Origin of the sequence: Sphingomonas sanguinis NBRC 13937, assembly GCF_001591005.1 — a bacterium.
Taxonomy (GTDB): domain Bacteria; phylum Pseudomonadota; class Alphaproteobacteria; order Sphingomonadales; family Sphingomonadaceae; genus Sphingomonas; species Sphingomonas sanguinis.
In genome coordinates, this window is sequence record NZ_BCTY01000043.1 from 13,769 (window position 1) to 30,830 (window position 17,062).

16 protein-coding genes and 1 tRNA gene are annotated in these 17,062 nt (G+C 66.3%); 8 read left to right on the forward strand and 9 right to left on the reverse strand.

Features of this window, described 5'->3' with window-relative positions; all coding sequences use genetic code 11:
• Positions 1-47: 47 nt before the first annotated feature.
• Complete coding sequence (locus SSA01S_RS14850) at positions 48-554, reverse strand: chemotaxis protein CheW (RefSeq protein WP_061780987.1); 507 nt, start codon at positions 552-554, stop codon at positions 48-50.
• Positions 551-2,212: a methyl-accepting chemotaxis protein gene (locus SSA01S_RS14855; protein WP_061780988.1), complete on the reverse strand. Its 1,662-nt coding sequence runs from the start codon at positions 2,210-2,212 to the stop codon at positions 551-553. Before SSA01S_RS14855 ends, SSA01S_RS14850 begins: the two co-directional genes overlap by 4 nt.
• A gap of 326 nt (positions 2,213-2,538) precedes the next feature.
• On the opposite strand from SSA01S_RS14855, the gene SSA01S_RS14860 reads away from it, so the two are divergent.
• A complete protein-coding gene (locus SSA01S_RS14860; RefSeq protein WP_058715250.1) occupies positions 2,539-2,724 on the forward strand; it encodes a DUF1328 domain-containing protein in 186 nt (61 codons plus the stop codon).
• Positions 2,725-2,731: 7 nt separating this feature from the next.
• On the forward strand, positions 2,732-4,324 hold the full coding sequence (locus tag SSA01S_RS14865) for a cisplatin damage response ATP-dependent DNA ligase (RefSeq protein WP_061780989.1): 1,593 nt from the start codon (positions 2,732-2,734) through the stop codon (positions 4,322-4,324).
• Positions 4,325-4,631: 307 nt separating this feature from the next.
• Here SSA01S_RS14865 and murA read toward each other — a convergent pair whose 3' ends face one another.
• Positions 4,632-5,912, reverse strand: coding sequence for a UDP-N-acetylglucosamine 1-carboxyvinyltransferase (murA, locus tag SSA01S_RS14870; RefSeq protein WP_061780990.1), 1,281 nt, complete (start codon positions 5,910-5,912; stop codon positions 4,632-4,634).
• Positions 5,913-6,104: 192 nt separating this feature from the next.
• Between murA and SSA01S_RS14875 the strand changes: the two genes are divergently transcribed.
• Positions 6,105-6,878, forward strand: a complete 774-nt coding sequence (locus tag SSA01S_RS14875) for a Crp/Fnr family transcriptional regulator (RefSeq protein WP_061780991.1) — start codon at positions 6,105-6,107, stop codon at positions 6,876-6,878.
• On the opposite strand, the gene SSA01S_RS14880 is transcribed toward SSA01S_RS14875, so the two are convergent.
• Together SSA01S_RS14880 and katG are read right to left on the reverse strand one after the other, a co-directional pair.
• Positions 6,875-7,231: a thiol-disulfide oxidoreductase DCC family protein gene (locus SSA01S_RS14880; protein ID WP_061780992.1), complete on the reverse strand. Its 357-nt coding sequence runs from the start codon at positions 7,229-7,231 to the stop codon at positions 6,875-6,877. The genes SSA01S_RS14875 and SSA01S_RS14880 overlap by 4 nt on opposite strands.
• Positions 7,232-7,282: 51 nt before the next feature.
• Complete coding sequence (katG, locus tag SSA01S_RS14885; RefSeq protein WP_061780993.1) at positions 7,283-9,544, reverse strand: catalase/peroxidase HPI; 2,262 nt, start codon at positions 9,542-9,544, stop codon at positions 7,283-7,285.
• Between the two features lie 353 nt (positions 9,545-9,897).
• Here katG and SSA01S_RS14890 point away from each other — a divergent pair, with 353 nt between their 5' ends.
• Positions 9,898-10,827: an NAD(P)/FAD-dependent oxidoreductase gene (locus tag SSA01S_RS14890; protein ID WP_061780994.1), complete on the forward strand. Its 930-nt coding sequence runs from the start codon at positions 9,898-9,900 to the stop codon at positions 10,825-10,827.
• A gap of 52 nt (positions 10,828-10,879) precedes the next feature.
• Here SSA01S_RS14890 and msrB read toward each other — a convergent pair whose 3' ends face one another.
• Both msrB and SSA01S_RS14900 read right to left on the reverse strand, forming a co-directional pair.
• Positions 10,880-11,344 (reverse strand): peptide-methionine (R)-S-oxide reductase MsrB, encoded by a 465-nt coding sequence (gene msrB / locus SSA01S_RS14895; RefSeq protein ID WP_061780995.1) that lies wholly within the window; start codon positions 11,342-11,344, stop codon positions 10,880-10,882.
• A gap of 27 nt (positions 11,345-11,371) precedes the next feature.
• Positions 11,372-12,019, reverse strand: coding sequence for a DsbA family oxidoreductase (locus SSA01S_RS14900; protein ID WP_061780996.1), 648 nt, complete (start codon positions 12,017-12,019; stop codon positions 11,372-11,374).
• A 149-nt stretch (positions 12,020-12,168) separates the two neighbouring features.
• Here SSA01S_RS14900 and SSA01S_RS14905 point away from each other — a divergent pair, with 149 nt between their 5' ends.
• Positions 12,169-12,918, forward strand: coding sequence for an SDR family NAD(P)-dependent oxidoreductase (locus SSA01S_RS14905; protein ID WP_061780997.1), 750 nt, complete (start codon positions 12,169-12,171; stop codon positions 12,916-12,918).
• A 4-nt stretch (positions 12,919-12,922) separates the two neighbouring features.
• On the opposite strand, the gene SSA01S_RS14910 is transcribed toward SSA01S_RS14905, so the two are convergent.
• Positions 12,923-13,405, reverse strand: coding sequence for a GNAT family N-acetyltransferase (locus SSA01S_RS14910; protein ID WP_061781000.1), 483 nt, complete (start codon positions 13,403-13,405; stop codon positions 12,923-12,925).
• Between the two features lie 118 nt (positions 13,406-13,523).
• Here SSA01S_RS14910 and SSA01S_RS14915 point away from each other — a divergent pair, with 118 nt between their 5' ends.
• Positions 13,524-14,489, forward strand: a complete 966-nt coding sequence (locus tag SSA01S_RS14915) for a DUF4268 domain-containing protein (protein WP_244885689.1) — start codon at positions 13,524-13,526, stop codon at positions 14,487-14,489.
• A 68-nt stretch (positions 14,490-14,557) separates the two neighbouring features.
• Here SSA01S_RS14915 and SSA01S_RS14920 read toward each other — a convergent pair.
• Positions 14,558-14,632: transfer RNA gene (locus SSA01S_RS14920), tRNA-Gly, on the reverse strand.
• Between the two features lie 130 nt (positions 14,633-14,762).
• Here SSA01S_RS14920 and SSA01S_RS14925 point away from each other — a divergent pair.
• On the forward strand, positions 14,763-15,524 hold the full coding sequence (locus tag SSA01S_RS14925; RefSeq protein ID WP_061780998.1) for an ImuA family protein: 762 nt from the start codon (positions 14,763-14,765) through the stop codon (positions 15,522-15,524).
• Positions 15,415-16,968: a Y-family DNA polymerase gene (locus tag SSA01S_RS14930; RefSeq protein ID WP_244885688.1), complete on the forward strand. Its 1,554-nt coding sequence runs from the start codon at positions 15,415-15,417 to the stop codon at positions 16,966-16,968. Before SSA01S_RS14925 ends, SSA01S_RS14930 begins: the two co-directional genes overlap by 110 nt.
• Positions 16,969-17,062 lie beyond the last annotated feature (94 nt).

Genomic DNA, 17,062 nt, shown 5'->3' on the forward strand with positions numbered 1-17,062 from the left:
GGCCTTTTTTTATGCGAGGGCGTCAGACGAAGGCGACTTGCCCCCCGTTACGCCGCGATGGCTCCTGCCAGAGCGGTGCTATCCAGCATCGCCGGATCGTCTTCGGCGAAAATGCTCGCCAGATCGAGCAACGCGGCGAAATCGCCCTTGTGGCGCAGAATGGCCGCGACGCATTCGCTGCGCCAACGTCCTCCGATGGCAGGCGGCGACTCCACGGCCCCGGCATCGTAGAGGCTGACGTCCAGAACCTGATCCACCACCAAACCGAGGCGTTGAGGACCCACACCTTCCGCCTTTGGCTGGAACTCCGTCACCAGGACTCGGGTCTTCAGCGTTGGCTCCACCGGAGCCATCCCCAGGCGCAGGCGTAGGTCGACCACCGGGACCGACTGTCCGCGGATATCGGTCAGCCCCAATATCCATGCGGGCATATGGGGCATTCGGAAACAGGTGCGGTGATCCAGTATCTCTCGGACCTGGGCGACGGGGAGCGCAAAGCTCTCCGTGCCCAGGCCGAAGATCACGACCTGATGTTCTTCCGCCGCCCCGGTCATGCCGCCCGTCCGAAATCGAGGTCTTCGGCATCAGGCGCCCCGGTGCTCATATCGAGGGCAAAGCCGCGCGCCCGGGCCTGCTGGTCCGCGACCGAGCCGGGACGCGGCGCAGGCATCCGCTTCGCCGAAATACCCCGGACCACAGGCCGCGATGCGGGCCGCTCGGCTTGTCCGATGCGGAAGAAGGCGATGCTCTGCTGCATCTCCTCGGCCTGGCTGGCAAGCTCTTCCGAGGTGGAGGAGATTTGCTCCGACGCCGACGCATTTTGCTGCGTCACCATGTCCAGCTGCTGGATGGCCTGGTTGATCTGGACCGCGCCGATATCCTGTTCGCGACAGGCGGCACCGATCTCGGCGACCAGTTCGGCGGTGCGGCGGATATCCGGCACCAGCTTGCCCAGCATTTCCCCGGCGCGCGTTGCCGCCTTCACCGTGTCGGACGACATGCCGCTGATCTCGGTCGCCGCCACCTGGCTACGCTCGGCCAGCTTGCGCACCTCGGCCGCCACGACCGCGAAGCCGCGACCATGTTCGCCCGCACGGGCCGCCTCGACCGCCGCGTTCAGGGCGAGCAGATCGGTCTGGCGGGCGATTTCCTGCACGATGCCGATCTTCTCGGCGATGGTGCGCATGGCGACCACAGCCTGCTGCACCGCCTCGCCGCTCTGGTCGGCGTCGATCGAGGACTGGCGCGCGATCTTCTCGGTCTGGCTGGCATTGTCGGCATTCTGTTTGATGTTCGCGGCCATCTGCTCCATCGAAGCCGACGCTTCCTCGGCCGCCGCCGCCTGTTCGGTGGCACCCTGGCTGACCTGTTGCGAGGTGGTGGACAGCTCTTCGCTGCCCGCCGCGACATTCTGCGCCGACAGGCTGGTCTGGCCGATCGTATCGCGCAGCCGCTCGATCATGCGGTTCACGATCTCCATCAAGTCCTTGATCTCGTCGTTCGTCTCGACGTGCATCTCGGTGGAAAGGTCACCGTCCGCCACCGCCGTCACGGCGGTGCCGATCGTCGCCAGTCCGCGCGACACTGTGCGCGAGATCCAGAACGCCCCGGCCATGGCGATCGTCAACGCCAGGGCCCCGGTCACCAGCAGGACCATGAACGCCTGATCGTAAAGCGTATCGGTATCACGCACCGCCTGTTCCATGCTGCGCTTGTTCATCGCCACGATCTGGTCGGACACCTCGCTGAGCTGGCCGATGATAACCCGCGACTTGGTAATGGACAGCTCACCCGCCCGGACATTGTCGTTGCGCAGGCCCAAGCCGCGAATCTCGTCGTTCAACGGCAGAAATTCGGCCCACTTCGCCCGCGCCTGCTCCCAGAGCGGCCGCGATTCCGTCGTCGCGCTGGAATAGCCCTGGTTCAGCAGAGCCTGCGTCTCGCCGCGCGCCTTCATCAGATCGCCATCGATCTGCCGCATCAGCGTATCGTCACTGGTCAGCGCCAGATTCTTTTCCTGGCGGACGACATAGCTGGCCTTGATCACGAAGCTCTGCGCCAGTTCCAGGCGCTTGGCCGGGCCCGCGACCAGATCGTTGATCGCGCTGTTGAGCGAATTCATCTTGAATAAGCCCAGGCCGATCACCGTCGCCATGAGCACGAGAAGCACGGCGAAGATCGCCGCCAATTTGACCTTGATTGTCGGTCGCATGAAGAATTTCCCTGATTTTGATAAATGTGAGGAATTACAGAGGCCTATCGAAATAGATTTCCCCCGCATTCGCCCCCGAAATTCAGACGACCGGCAGCCGTCCTTTAGGTGAGGAATCGATTGCGATTCATACCAAAAGCATATCTTGGAATACCATTCGCACTCCCGTGACGACATTGGATACTCTTTGGTATTCTCTCGACTCCTAAAAATTGGTTATACTTTGTACCAATGTCAGGAAGCGCCGGGTCGATGGCAGCATTCCGTAACGGGAACACCAACCCGTCTGGCCGGTTAAAAGCAGGACAGGTCAGGAGGATCGCCCCATGCTAAAGCTCGCTATTACATTTCTCGTCGTCGGACTGGTGCTGGGTGCGCTGGGCTTCGGTGGTATCGGCGGAGCGTTTGTCGGAATCGCCAAAATCCTGTTCTTCATCGCGATCGCGCTGTTCGTCATTTTCCTGGTGCTCGGGCTGGTCGCGGGCAAGTCGGTGAAGAACGCGATCGACTGACCCAAAAATGCGCGATTTCGCGGCGTTGCTCGACGCGCTGATCTACACGCGGTCGCGCAATGCCAAGCTGAAGCTCGTCGCGGAGTATCTCGCCGCCACGCCCGATCCCGACCGGGGCTGGGCCATGGCGGCGTTGACGGGCGATCTCGACCTGCCCGGCGTCAAGCCCGCACTGATTCGCGCCTTGATCGAGCAGCGAGTCGATCCCGTGCTGTTCCGCATGAGCCGCGATTATGTCGGCGACACCGCCGAGACGGTCGCTCTGCTCTGGCCCGCGCCCGATCGGCCGCTCGATCCCAAACCCCTGTCAGTCAGCGATGTGGTCGAGCGATTGCGGCATCTGTCGCGCTCGGACGCGCCCGCCGTGCTGGCCGACATGCTCGACCGGTCGACCGCGGAGGAGCGATTCGCGCTGCTGAAGATGGCGACCGGCGGCTTGCGCATCGGCCTGTCCGCACGTCTCGCCAAGACGGCGTTCGCGCAGCATTTCGGACTGAACGTCGAGGCGGTGGAGGAGGTGTGGCACGGCCTGTCGCCGCCTTATGCCGAACTCTTCGCCTGGGGTGAGGGCACGGGCGCGCAGCCGACGCCTGCCGATGTGCCGGTCTTCCGCCCCTTCATGCTCGCCCATCCGCTGGAGAATCTGCGAGTCGACCTGACCGACTATGCCGCTGAATGGAAATGGGACGGCATCCGGGTGCAGATCGTCCATGTCGCCGGGCAGACGCGGCTCTACAGCCGGACCGGCGACGATGTGACACATGGTTTTCCCGATGTCGCCAGCGCCTTCGACGCGGTCGGCGCGGTCGATGGCGAATTGCTGGTCAAGGGCGAGCATCAGGGCGGGACACTGGAAGATGGCGGCGGCGCGGCCAGCTTCAATGCGCTGCAACAGCGCTTAGGGCGCAAGACGGTGTCGGCGAAGATGCTGGCGGAGTACCCCGCCTTTGTCCGGCTCTACGACATATTGGTGGACGGGACCGAGGATGTCCGCGCCCTGCCTTGGACCGAACGACGCCAGCGGCTGGAGGCCTTTGCCGCCAAGCTAGACCCCGAGCGGTTCGACGTGAGTGCAGTGATCGAGGCGGAGGACTTCACCGCGCTGGAAGCCTTGCGCGCCACTGCCCGCGATGCCGCGATCGAGGGGGTGATGCTCAAGCGGCGCGACTCGCCCTATAGCGGCGGGCGGCGCGTCGGCCTGTGGTACAAATGGAAGCGCGATCCGCTGACGGCCGATTGCGTGATGATGTACGCGCAGCGCGGCAATGGCCGGCGGTCGAGCTATTATAGCGACTATACCTTCGGCTGCTGGACCGAGGAGGGTGAGCTGCTGCCGGTCGGCAAGGCCTATTCGGGGATCACCGACGAGGAACTGCGCCAGCTCGACCGTTTCGTGCGCGCGCATACTGTCCACCGTTTCGGTCCAGTACGCGAGGTGGAAAAGACGCTGGTGCTGGAGATCGCGTTCGACTCGATCCATGATTCGAAGCGGCACAAATCCGGGGTGGCGATGCGCTTCCCCCGAATCGCCCGCATCCGCACCGACAAGCCCGCCGCCGAAGCCGACCGGGTGGAAACGCTCAAGCGGCTGGTGACGTAGGCTGGTTCATTCCTCCCCATTAAGGGGATCGTTGCGAAATTCCGGCTTTTCCTCCCTCGGCGCGCCACCCCGGCGAAGGCCGGGGTCCAGATGCTGAGCGATTACAGAAGATTACGTGCCTTTGCCCAACTGGACCCCGGCCTTCGCCGGGGTGGTGCAGAGGGTTTTGCAACGATCTCCTTTAAGGAAAGGTGGCAGGGCGAAGCCCTGACGGAGGGGTGTCGCCGTTCGCGAACTGGCCCCTCCAACCACCCGGCTTTGCCGGGCGGTCCCCCTCCCCAAGCACGGCTCGGGGAGGATTGAACGATCAGTCGCCGACGCGCTCGATATCGGCCCCCACCGCCGACAGCTTCTCTTCCAGACGCTCGTAACCCCGGTCGAGGTGATAGACGCGGGACACCGACGTCTCGCCCTCGGCCGCCAGACCGGCGAGGATCAGGCTCATCGAGGCGCGCAGGTCGGTCGCCATCACCGGCGCGCCGGTCAGCTTGTTCACGCCCTTCACCATCGCGGTGCGGCCATGGACCTGGATGTCCGCGCCCATCCGCGCCAGCTCGGGCACGTGCATGTAGCGGTTCTCGAAGATCGTCTCGGTCAGGGTGCTGGTGCCCTCGGCCTTGCACAGCATCGCCATGAACTGCGCCTGCATGTCGGTGGCGAAGCCCGGATAGGGCGCGGTCGACAGGGTCAGCGGCTGGAGCGGACCATCGGCCTTCACGCGGATCGAATCGCGGCCTTCCTCGACCGTCACGCCCGCCTCGGTCAGCGCCGAAAGCGTCGCGCGCATGTCGTCGGCACCGGCCCCGACCAGTTCCAGGTCGCCGCCGGTGATCGCGGCGGCACAGGCATAGCTGCCCGCCTCGATCCGGTCGGGCATCACCGAATAGGTCGCACCGTGCAGCCGGTCGACACCCTCGATGGTGAGCGTCTCAGTACCGACGCCGTCGATCCGCGCACCCATCGCGATCAGCAAGCGGCACAGATCGACGATCTCGGGCTCGCGCGCGGCGTTACCCAGCACCGAAGTGCCCTTGGCGGTCACCGCCGCCATCAGCGCATTCTCGGTCGCGCCGACCGACACCACCGGGAAGGTGTAGCGCCCGCCGGACAGGCGGCCGCCCGGCGCGCTGGCCTTCACGTAACCGGCGGTCAGCTCGATCTCCGCGCCGATCGCCTCCAGCGCCTTCAGGTGCAGGTCGATCGGGCGATTGCCGATCGCGCAGCCGCCGGGCAGCGACACCCGCGCCTCGCCCGCGCGCGCCAGGATCGGGCCGAGCACCAGGATCGACGCGCGCATCTTGCGCACGATGTCGTACGGTGCCTCGGTCGAGAAGAGCTGGCCCGCCCGGATCGTCATCACCCGGCCGAAATCCTCCGGCCGCGTCCCCTCGACCCGCGTCGATGCGCCGATCTGGTTCAGCAGATGGCCGAACCCGTCGACATCGGCCAGACGCGGCAGGTTGCGCAGCGTGACCGGTTCGTCGGTCAGGATCGCGCAGGGCATCAGGGTGAGCGCGGCGTTCTTCGCGCCCGAGATCTTCAGGCGGCCCGACAGCCGGTTGCCGCCGCGAATAAGGATACGGTCCATAGACCCGCCCTCCTAGCCGACCCGTGCGCCACCGCCAAGGGTCGCGCACGCCCTCTTGGCGGAAACCCCCTTCCCGTTTTATCTTTCACCAAGGGATGAGGGTCGGGACCGACCTTGCGCACGTCACGATCGACTGGCGAACAAACCAGAAAAGGGCCGGTTGATCGATATTAATGCGAGGGGGCGCGCTTGATGGCTAAGGCACTCGTCCGCTCGGGGGATGAGGTGCTGGTGTCGAATTTCGGGCTTGCGGATCGCCTGGACAAATGGGTTTCGCTGACCCCGGCCGAACGCGCCACGCTGTCGCGACTGGAGGAACGCCCTCGGGCGATCCGGCGTGGCACCGTGTTGATGGACGAACAACGGCGCGGCGAAGAGCTGTTCGTCGTGCAGCAGGGCATGTTGATGTGCTATGTCCTGCTCGACGATGGCAGTCGCCAGATCGTGCGTTTCCTGTTTCCCGGCGATCTCTTCGCGCTGTCGGCGCTGATCTATGGCCGCTCGCCCGATACGGTGGTGGCGGTGTCGAACGCGGTCGTCTGTCCGTTCGACCGGTCGCAGATCGGGGTGCTGGCAACCGACCATCCGCGCCTGCTCAGCCTGATCCTGGTGCTCAACCAGATCGAGCGGGTCATCACCACCGATCGGCTGGCGGGGCTGGGCCGAACCTCGGCACGGGCGCGGGTGGCGACGCTGCTCCTGTCGCTGCGCGGCCAGATGCGCCAGGCGGGCATGGCTGTCGGCGCGTCCTTCGCCCCCGGCCTGACCCAGGAAGAGATGGGCGACGCGATCGGCCTGACCGCCGTGCATGTGAACCGGATGCTCCGCCAGTTGGAGGACGAGGCGCTGATCAAGCGCGAGGGCGGCCGCGTCCACCTGCTCGACGAAGCGCAACTGGTGCGCGAAGCACGGTATATCGACCGGTTCGAGGGGCTGGACCTCAGCTGGTTGCCGCCGGGGCGTTAAGACCGACCGCCCGCCCAGCGCTGCAACCGGGGGCGGACTTTCAGGAAACGGCGATAGCCCCGCTCGAGCAGCGCCAGCACCCATGGCGAGCGCGCCGCCAGTCCCAGTGGTCGCAACAACGGGATCGCCCGCCACATCGCGGCAAAGGCCGCCGCTCCCGACAGCATATGCCCGTCCTCGCGCGCATGGAAACGGGCGAGCAGCGTGTCGCGGTCGATCGGGCATTGGTCCGGCCCGTCGCCCCCAATGGCGACGAATTCGATCCGCTCGCGCCGGTCCAGCCGCCGCATCAGCGCGATCTCGCGGCGGCACAGCGGACAGGCGGCATCATACCAGACAGTGACGGTTGTCATCTCCGTTTCTCCGGCAAGGGCGGCCCGATCATTACCGGGCCGCCTCCACCATCAGAACAGGTCGGCGGTCATCACCTTGTTCCACGCGCGCACGAAGTCGCGGACCATGCGGGGATGGCCGTCCTCGGCGGCGTAGAACTCCGCGATGTTGCGCAGCTGCGAATTGGCGCCGAAGATCAGGTCGTTGCGGGTTGCGGTGTAGCGCGTCTCGCCGCTGTCCCGGTCGTCCAGGGTGAAGCGCAGGCCCGCTTCGTCGGTCTTGGTCCAGACATAATCCATGCTGGTCAGCACACGGAAGAAGTCGTTGCTCAGCACGCCCACCCGGTCGGTGAACACACCCGCCTCGCTTGCGTCCCAATTCGCGCCCAGCGCACGCAGGCCACCGGTCAGCACCACCCACTCGGGCGCGCTGAGCTTCAGCAGCGCGGCCTTGTCGAGGAACAACTCCTCGGGGGCGACGCGGCCCTGGGTGATCGTGTCGAACTGGTCGTCGACATAGTTGCGGAAACCATCGACCACCGGCTTCAGCCATTCAAAGCTGTCGGCATCGGTCAGGGCGTCGGTGGTGTCGCGACGCCCGGCGGTGAAGGGTACCGCTTCCGCCACGCCCGCATCCGCCGCCGCCTTCTCGACCGCCGCCGAGCCGCCCAGCACGATCAGGTCGGCCAGCGACACACGCTTGCCGCCGGTCGCGGCGTCGTTGAACGCGGCCATGATCTCACGCAGCTTGGCGATGACGGGCACGGTGCGGCGATTGACCGCCCAGTCCTTTTGCGGGGCGAGCGCCAGACGAGCACCATTCGCGCCGCCGCGCTTGTCGCTGTCGCGGTACGTGACCGCCGCCGAAAAGGCGGTGAACACCAGGTCCGACACCGACAGGCCACTGTCGAGAATGCGCTGCTTCAGGGTCGCGATATCGGCGGCCTCGACCAGTTCGTAATCCCGCTCGGGGATCGGGTCCTGCCAGAGCAGATCGGGCTCGATCGTGACCTCCGGCCCGACATAGCGCTCGCGCGGCCCCATGTCGCGGTGGGTCAGCTTGTACCACGCCTTGGAGAATTGCTCGGTGAAATAGTCGAAGTCGGTCAGGAACCGCTCGCAGATCGGGCGATAGATGGGGTCGACCTTCAGCGCGATGTCGCTGGTCATCATCATCAGCGCATGGGTCTGGCCTTCGATATGCGCGTCGGGGGTGCGCGGCGCGTCACCGCTGACCGGCGTCCATTGCAGCGCACCCGCCGGGCTGCGCGTCTGTTCCCATTCCAGGCCCAGCAGGTTTTCGAGATAGCTATTGTCCCACTGGGTCGGGTTCTGGGTCCAGCTGCCCTCGATGCCGTTGGTCATGGTGAACTCGGCATTGCCGGTGCCTTCGGGGTTGTGCCAGCCCAGGCCCATCTCCTCGATCGCGGCGATTTCGGGCGGTGCACCGATGCGGTCGGCCTTCACCATGCCATGGCTCTTACCAAAAGCATGGCCGCCCGCGATCAGCGCCACCGTCTCCTCGTCGTTCATCGCCATGCGGGTAAAGGTGATGCGGATGTCGCGGGCCGAGGCCATCGGATCGCCGCTGGCATAGGGGCCTTCGGGATTCACGTAGATGAGCGACTGGTGCGAGGCGGCCAGCGGCTGCTCCAGATCGTAATCCGCATCGCCATTCTGGCCGCGCCAGCGCTTGTCGCGATTGACCATCTCGTCGAACGAGTCGACCTTGGTCATGTCGAAGACCTCGGGACCCCAATAGGTCGCATCATCGGCCTCCCAGGCATCCTCGCGTCCGCCGCCGAAGCCATAGGTCGGCAGCCCCATGATCTCGAGCGAGCAATTGCCGGTCAGGACGATCAGGTCGGCCCAGGACAGCGCCGCGCCATATTTCTGCTTGATCGGCCAGAGCAGGCGACGCGACTTGTCGACATTGCCATTGTCCCACCAGCTGTTGATCGGCGCGAAACGCTGCATCGCCTCACCCGCCCCGCCGCGCCCGTCGGCGATGCGATAGCTGCCCGCCGAGTGCCACGACATGCGGATCATCTGCGGCCCGTAATTGCCATAGTCGGACGGCCACCACGCGACCGAGCTGGTCAGGAAGCGCTTGATCTCGGCCTTGAGCGTATCGAGGTCGATCTTGGCGAATTCGGCGCGATAGTCGAAATCTTCCCCCAGCGGATTGGCGCGGGGACCGTGGCGATGCAGCTGTTCGACGCGCAGGCGGTTGGGATACCATTCGGCCAGTGTCGGCGGCGTGGTGAAGGTGCCGCCGATCCGATCGCCGCCAAAGGGGCACTTGCCCGCGAGTACCGTCTTATAGTCTTCCATGGCTCAACCTCTTCGGCGTTGATCGGATCGAAACGGCACGCGGCAAGACGTCATGATGGACAGTCAAGCCCGTCATTCCACCCCATTTGGCGAGGATCATGTCCCTGATGTCATGAACATCGGCGGCCGGATCTTTCCTGGAGCGGACACCATCCGCCGCTCATCCGCCCCGACAACGTTGCGCCGCCCGCGTCGATCCTTGGAAACACCGCGATCGGCGGAAAAAAATTAGTCTGGATCAGTCCCGATATTGGGACGTTGAGGCGCTTTGCTGGACACCCGATGCCGCCGATCCCCCACCGCACGGGTCTTGCCGCGCGGGGATGGACGCACGGGGATGGAGGAGCAGCGACATGATCCGATCGGCAGCAGTCATCGGGGCGGGCATGGCCGGACTGGCCTGCGCCGCGCGGCTGATGGAAGCAGGATGGCGGGTCGCGTCGTTCGACAAGGGCCGCCGCCCCGGCGGACGCATGGCGAGCAAGACGGTGACCGCCGAGGGGCTGTCCTTCACCTTCGACTATGGCGCGCAATATATGACGGCGCGCGATCCCGGCTTCGTCGCGCAAGTCGCGCAGTGGGAGCGGGACGGCGTGGCCGCGCGCTGGCCCGCGGCGGGCGATGCCGCCTGGGTCGGCACACCCGGCATGAACGGGGTCCTGTCGCACATGGCCGAACCGCTTGCGCCCCGCTGGTCGATGCATATCCGCGAGCTGGTCCGCGACGGGCAGCACTGGTGGCTCGTCCATGATGCGGGGCGCGAGGACCCCTATGACGCGGTGATCCTGGCCCTGCCCGCCGAGCAGGTTCCGGCTTTGGCTCAGCCGCATGACCCTGCCTTGGCCCGGCTGGCCGAAGCCCATCCTTCGGCACCATGCTGGACCGTCATGCTGGGCTTCGGGACGCGTCTTTCCGCTCCTGATATCGTGGCGACCGGCGACCCGATCGACTGGGCCGCGCGCAACACCGCCAAGCCGGGGCGCGACGGTGGAGAGGCCTGGACCATCCATGCCACGCCGGACTGGTCGCGGCGGCATCTGGAAAGCGACACGGCCTCGGTCACCGCGTCGCTGTTGCGCGCATTCGAGGAGCGGGTCGGCACCCTGCCCTCCCCGGCTTATGCAGCGGCGCATCGCTGGCGCTATGCCCGGTCGGGCAAGGCGGCGGTCGGTGCCTATGCGCGGCCCGATATCGGGCTGGCCGCCTGCGGCGACTGGCTGCTGGCCCCCCGGGTGGAAAGCGCCTGGCTGTCGGGCCGACAGGCGGCGGAGGCTCTACTCTGATCCATAGAAGCTTACACCCGACAGGGATCATGCCCTGTCAGGTGTGAGTGACTTACGCCTCGTCCGAGGCGCGGCGGACCTGATCGACATAGTCCCCGTAACCCTGCTCCTCCATCTCCTCCAGCGGCACGAAGCGCAGCGAGGCCGAGTTGATGCAATAGCGCAGGCCGCCGCGATCACGCGGCCCGTCAGGAAAGACATGGCCCAGATGGCTGTCGCCATGCGCCGAGCGTACCTCGGTGCGCACCATGCCATGGGTGGTGTCGGTCAGCTCGTTGACATGGGCGGGCTCGATCGGCCGGGTAAAGCTGGGCCAGCCGCAATGCGAATCGAACTTGTCGGCGGAGGCGAACAGCGGTTCGCCCGACACGATGTCGACGTACAGGCCCGGCTCGCGCGTATGCAGATACTCGCCAGTACCGGGACGCTCGGTCCCGCTCTGCTGGGTGACGTAGAATTGCTCGGGGGTCAGCCGCGACAGGGCTTCCTCGGTCTTGGCATAACGGGTGTCGGCCATGGGGGGGACTCCTTTTCCGGGATGTTGTCAGGCTTCGGCGACGATCTGGCGCAGCGCCTGCTCGAATGATTCAGGCGGCTGTCCACCCGAAATCAGGTAACGGTTGTCGATGACGATGGCGGGCACCGACTGGATGCCCTTGCCTTGCCACAGCCGCTCCGCCTCGCGCACGTCATCGGCGTAGCGGTCGGACGAGAGAACCGCGCGCGCTTCGTCCTCGGGCAACCCAGCGCGGGCGGCGGCGGCGATCAGCACGTCATGACTGGAGATATCCTGTCCGTGCGTGAAATAGCTCTCGAACAGCGCGTGCTTCAGCGCGGCCTGCTTGCCCTCGCCCTCCGCCCAGTGGAGCAGGCGGTGCGCGTCGAAACTGTTATAGATGCGCGCATCGTCGGCCATCGCCATGGTGAAGCCGACCGAGGCCGCCCGCTCGCGGATATTGGCACGGTTGGCGGCAGACTGTTCGGGTGTCGCGCCATATTTGCGGCCGATATGCTCGACGATATTCTCGCCCTCCGGCGCCATGGCGGGGTTCAGCTCGAAGGGCTGGAAATGGATATCGGCCTCCACCGCATCGCCCATCCGCTCCAGCGCGATCTCCAGCCCGCGCAGGCCGATGATGCACCAGGGGCAGGAAATGTCGGACACGAAATCGATACGCAAACGGCGGGGCATGGGGAATCCTGGGTCGAGGGGAAAGCGATCCCTCATGTGGGGATGCTCATCCGCTTCACAAAGGGGGGAACGCATCCGCGCCCATGCCCTTTTGATGCGATGCGCAGGCCGCGCTAAAGCGCCCCCGTCTGCCCGAAGGAGATGACAGCATGACCAAGACAGTTCTCGTCACCGGTGCGACCGCCGGGATCGGTGCAGGGACCGCCCGCGCCTTTGTCGCCGCCGGGTGGCGGGTCATTGGAACGGGTCGCCGCGCCGACCGGCTTCAGGCGCTGGCCGACGAGCTGGGCGAGGCGTTCCATCCGCTCGCCTTCGACATCACCGACGAGGATGCGCTGGATGCGGCGCTGGCCGGTTTGCCGGAGGCGTTCGCCGGGATCGACTGGCTGATCAACAATGCCGGGCTGGCGCTGGGCACCAAGCCCGCGCAGGACAGCGACCTGGCCCAGTGGCGGACGATGATCGCGACCAATATCGATGGCCTCATCACCATCACCCACCGGCTGCTGCCCCGGCTGATCGCGCGGCGCGGCGGGATCATCAACCTGTCCTCGGTGGCGGCCAACTATCCCTATACCGGCGGCAACGTCTATGGCGGGACCAAGGCGTTCGTGAAGCAGTTCTCGCTGAACCTGCGCGCCGACCTGCATGGCAAGGGCGTGCGCGTCACCTCGATCGAGCCGGGCATGGTCGAGACCGAGTTCACCACCGTCCGCACCGGCGGCGACCAGGCGGCGTCGGACGCGCTCTATGCGGGCTCCGACCCGATGACCGCCGACGACATCGCCGCGACCCTGCTCTGGGTGGCGCAACTTCCGCCGCACCTGAACATCAACCGGTTGGAACTGATGCCGGTCAGCCAGTCCTTTGCGGGCTTCCAGGTCGCGCGCGAGGGATAAGCGCTCAGAGCGGTCGGTGCATCACCAGCGCATCGACCGCCCCCAGGCGCGGGTGCCGGAACGCCCCCGGCACCCGCCCGACCGTCGCGAAGCCCAGCGACGTCCACAGATGCACCGCGGCCTCGTTGCTGCCGACCACGAAGTTGAACTGCATCGCGGCAAAGCCCTGCGCCCGGGCCTGATCGAAGGAATGCAGCGCCATCGCCCGCGCGACACCCCGCCCGCGCGCGGCCGCGCTGGTCATATAGCCCGCGTTGGCGACGTGATCCCCGCCGCCCGCCTGATTGGCGCGCAGGAAATAGGTGCCGAGGATGGCGCCGTCCTCCTCGAACACGAATGTTCGTTTGTCGTCCCCCAGCCAATAAGCCAACGCCGCCGCCTCCGGCATGGCGGGATCGAGTGCATAGGTCTCGCCCGCCCGGATCACCGGCAGGATGATCGCGGCGATGGCAGGAGCGTCTTCGGATGTGGCGGGGCAGATGAGCATGGGCCACATATAGACAAGCCCTCATGTTGACGATTGCGCAGCACCGGCATCCTCTGCTGTCATGAAAAGAATGCGGGAGGGATCGATGAGCCAATACCATCTCGGACGCTTGGCGAAGGTGGACCTGCGCACCATTTGGTTGAGCGAATCCTCCGATTTCACGCCTTGGCTGGCGCGCGAGGATAATCTGGCGATCCTTGCCGAAACGCTGGGTCTCGAACTGGAACTGGAAGCGCAGGAAAAAGCCGTCGGGCCGTTTCGCGCGGATATCTTGTGCAAGGACATCGGGACCAACGCCTGGGTGCTGATCGAAAATCAGTTGGAGCGGACGGATCATGCCCATTTGGGGCAGTTGCTGACGTATGCCTCCGGGTTGGAGGCGGTCACGATCGTGTGGATCGCCGCGCGCTTTACCGAGGAGCATCGCTCGACGCTGGATTGGCTGAATCGCATTACCGACGAGACGTTCCGCTTCTTCGGGGTCGAGGTGGAACTGTGGCGAATCGGTGATTCCCCAGCGGCTCCCCGGTTCAATATCGTTTCCAAACCCAATAACTGGAGCAAGCTCGTCACCCAGGCCGCTCGGGCGATCGACGAGGCGGAACTGACGGCCACACGATCGCTGCAACTGGCCTATTGGAGTGCCTTTGGAGGCCTTCTCATGGCGAAGGGAGGCCCGCTAGCAAAGGAACGCAAGCCCCAACCGCAATCCTGGATGTCATACTCGATCGGCCGGAGCGGATTCGGGGTGAACGCCTCGCAATCCCGCCCAAAACGGCAAGTGCGCGCCGAGCTCTATATCTCGAACGCCCATGCCAAATCATTCTTCCACCTGCTTCATGAACAACGGCCAGAGATCGAGGCGGAACTGGGTTATACGTTGGACTGGGATGAATTGCCCGAAGGCCGCGACACCCGCATTTCCGTCGCGCTGAACGACATAGATCCCGAGGATCAGTCGGACTGGCCGCGCCAGCATGAATGGCTGGCGAACCGCCTGAACCAATTCCATCGGGTCTTTGCCCCACGCGTAAAGGCCTTGGACCATGAGACATGGATGCCAGCCGATATGGCCGGCAACTGATTGGCGCGATGTCGGTGAATGTGGTGATCGTGTCGTAGTTCGACACATGCGACTTGCAGGCAAATCGCTGGAGCGGGCGAAGGGATTCGAACCCTCGACCCCAACCTTGGCAAGGTTGTGCTCTACCCCTGAGCTACGCCCGCTCTGGCGTTCCGAACCGGCGAACCGGCTGGGGTGAGGCGCGCTAATAGATGGGGGTTTCCGAACCGGCAAGCCCTTTTTTCAGAAATTTTGCATTGGCGACTCCATCAAGAGAACATTACAAGAACATATATGGAGGAGCCCTTCGCCCTGATCGATCGCCTGCGCGGTGCCGCCGCGCGGTCGGCGCGTGGGCGATCAGGGGAGGTGGCGGAGCGGACGGGGGTCATGCCGCGCCTGCCCCCTGCACAACTGCATGAAATCCATGCGCTTTCACCAGGGGAAGCGGCCAGCGGCGCGGGGTTGGCGATCGGCTGTGTCCTGGCCGCCCAGGCCCGGCCGGTCCTGTGGCTGCGCACCGAAGCGGCCGAGCGACAGGGCGGGCGACTCCATGGGCCAGGGCTGCTCGCCATGGGGCTCGACCCCGACGATCTGGTCGTGGTGGTGGTCGCCGATGATTCGGCGCTGCTCCGCGCCGCCGCCGATGGCGCGCGCTGTCCGGGGCTGGGCAGCGTCATTGCCGAGGGCTGGGGCGCGATGCGCGGGATAGACCTAACCGCCTCGCGCCGGTTGATGCTCGCGGCCGAAGCCTCGGGCGTGCTGATGATTCTGCTGCGTGTCGGGGGTCAGGTGGTGCCGAGTGCCGCTGCAACCCGCTGGTCGGTTGCCGCAGCGCCGTCCCGCGCCTTGGCCGCCGATGCGCCGGGCGCCCCCGCCTATGATCTGGAATTGCTGCGCCGACGGGGAGGGCCCGCGGGCGCCCGGTGGCGCGTGGAGTGGAACCGTGACACGCAAAGCTTCGACCCCGCGCCGCTATCTGGCGCTCGTCTTCCCCTGGTTGCCGATCGAGCGGTTGCGGGCACGCCGCCCGCACCTGTTCGTGGCGCGGGGTGACGCGCCGATCGCCTTTGCCGAATCGGTCGGTGGCGCGATTCGCCTGGCCGCGCTCGATCCGGCGGCGGTGACGGCGGGGCTGTCGATCGGGCTGAGCCTGGCCGATGCCCGCGCGCGGGTGCCGGAGATCGAAATCTATCCGCACGATCCCGCCGCCGATGCCGACTGGCTGGAGCGGCTGGCCGAGGGAGCACGGCGCTACAGCCCGGCGGTGGCGCTCGATCCGCCGCAGGGACTGGTCCTCGATTCGGCCGGGGCGGATCATCTGTTCGGCGGCGAGCGGGGGCTGGCCGAGGATATCGAGATGCGGATGGCCCGGCGCGGCCTGACCGTGCGGCTGGCATATGGCGACACGCCAGAGGCGGCGCGGGCGCTGGCCCGTCATGCGGGCGCGCCTGCCCCGGACGAGATGGGGGCGATTCGCCGCCTGCCCGTTGCCGCGCTGGAGTTGGATGAGGATGGCTGCGCCGCGCTGATCGCGGCGGGGCTGAAGTCGGTCGGCGACGTGCTGGCCCGGCCGATGGCGACGATCGCGGCGCGATTCGGTCGCGAGGCGGCGACCGCGCTGCGACGGCTGACCGGCGAGGAGGACAGCCCCCTCACCCCGCGCGTCATGGCCGCCCCGATCGGCGTGGAGCGCCGCTTTGCCGAGCCGGTGGCGCGGACCGAGCATATGCTGGGGGTGCTGGAGGAACTGGCGGGTGAAGCGGCGCGACGGCTGGAGGAGCGGCATGAAGGCGGCCGCCGCTGGGACGCGCGGCTGTTCCGCGCCGATGGCGAGGTCCAGGGCCTGCGGGTCGAGACGGGGCAGCCGACGCGCGACCCCGCGGTCCTGCTGCGCCTGTTCCGCGAGCGGATCGAGGCGCTGGCCGATCCGCTCGATCCCGGATTTGGATACGACCTGATCCGGCTGGACGTGGGGCTGGCCGAGAAGCTCGACGCGGTGCAGCTACGGCTGGAAGGCGGTGAGGCCAAGTCGGAGGCGGTGGCAGCGCTGATCGACCGGCTGGGTACCCGGCTGGGTCGCGAGCGGGTGCGGCGTATCCATCCGCGCGACAGCCATATTCCCGAACAGGCCGAATTGCTGCTGCCCGCGACCGAGACGGCGCCCAGGGCGGAATGGACGCAGCCCGAACCGGGTGAGCCGCCGTCGCGCCCGATTCACCTGTTCGATCCGCCCCAGCCCATCGAATCGCTCGCCGCCGAGACGCCCGACGGCCCGCCTGCGCGCTTTCGCTGGCGGCGGAAACTGCATGACGTGGCGCGCGCGGAAGGGCCGGAGCGGATCGCGGGCGAATGGTGGCGGCGGGCGGACATGGCCCCCCCGACCCGCGATTATTACCGGGTCGAGGATGTGCGCGGGCGGCGCTTCTGGATCTTCCGCCATGGGTTGTACTCGGAAACCGAGCGGCCGCGCTGGTATGTCCATGGGCTGTTCGCGTGAGAGAGGAGTGCCAAGGTCCTCCCCGGTACGGGGAGGTGGCAGCGCGGAGCGCTGACGGAGGGGGCGTGCCTCTGGGTACGTCCCTTGCGGCACG

Bases quoted from the DNA above. Each gene is read 5' to 3' on its own strand.
- SSA01S_RS14850 (WP_061780987.1), bottom strand. From the start codon at position 554: ATGACCGGGGCGGCGGAAGAACATCAGGTCGTGATCTTCGGCCTGGGC.
- SSA01S_RS14855 (WP_061780988.1), bottom strand. From the start codon at position 2,212: ATGCGACCGACAATCAAGGTCAAATTGGCGGCGATCTTCGCCGTGCTT.
- SSA01S_RS14860 (WP_058715250.1), top strand. From the start codon at position 2,539: ATGCTAAAGCTCGCTATTACATTTCTCGTCGTCGGACTGGTGCTGGGT.
- SSA01S_RS14865 (WP_061780989.1), top strand. From the start codon at position 2,732: ATGCGCGATTTCGCGGCGTTGCTCGACGCGCTGATCTACACGCGGTCG.
- murA (WP_061780990.1), bottom strand. From the start codon at position 5,912: ATGGACCGTATCCTTATTCGCGGCGGCAACCGGCTGTCGGGCCGCCTG.
- SSA01S_RS14875 (WP_061780991.1), top strand. From the start codon at position 6,105: ATGGCTAAGGCACTCGTCCGCTCGGGGGATGAGGTGCTGGTGTCGAAT.
- SSA01S_RS14880 (WP_061780992.1), bottom strand. From the start codon at position 7,231: ATGACAACCGTCACTGTCTGGTATGATGCCGCCTGTCCGCTGTGCCGC.
- katG (WP_061780993.1), bottom strand. From the start codon at position 9,544: ATGGAAGACTATAAGACGGTACTCGCGGGCAAGTGCCCCTTTGGCGGC.
- SSA01S_RS14890 (WP_061780994.1), top strand. From the start codon at position 9,898: ATGATCCGATCGGCAGCAGTCATCGGGGCGGGCATGGCCGGACTGGCC.
- msrB (WP_061780995.1), bottom strand. From the start codon at position 11,344: ATGGCCGACACCCGTTATGCCAAGACCGAGGAAGCCCTGTCGCGGCTG.
- SSA01S_RS14900 (WP_061780996.1), bottom strand. From the start codon at position 12,019: ATGCCCCGCCGTTTGCGTATCGATTTCGTGTCCGACATTTCCTGCCCC.
- SSA01S_RS14905 (WP_061780997.1), top strand. From the start codon at position 12,169: ATGACCAAGACAGTTCTCGTCACCGGTGCGACCGCCGGGATCGGTGCA.
- SSA01S_RS14910 (WP_061781000.1), bottom strand. From the start codon at position 13,405: ATGCTCATCTGCCCCGCCACATCCGAAGACGCTCCTGCCATCGCCGCG.
- SSA01S_RS14925 (WP_061780998.1), top strand. From the start codon at position 14,763: ATGGAGGAGCCCTTCGCCCTGATCGATCGCCTGCGCGGTGCCGCCGCG.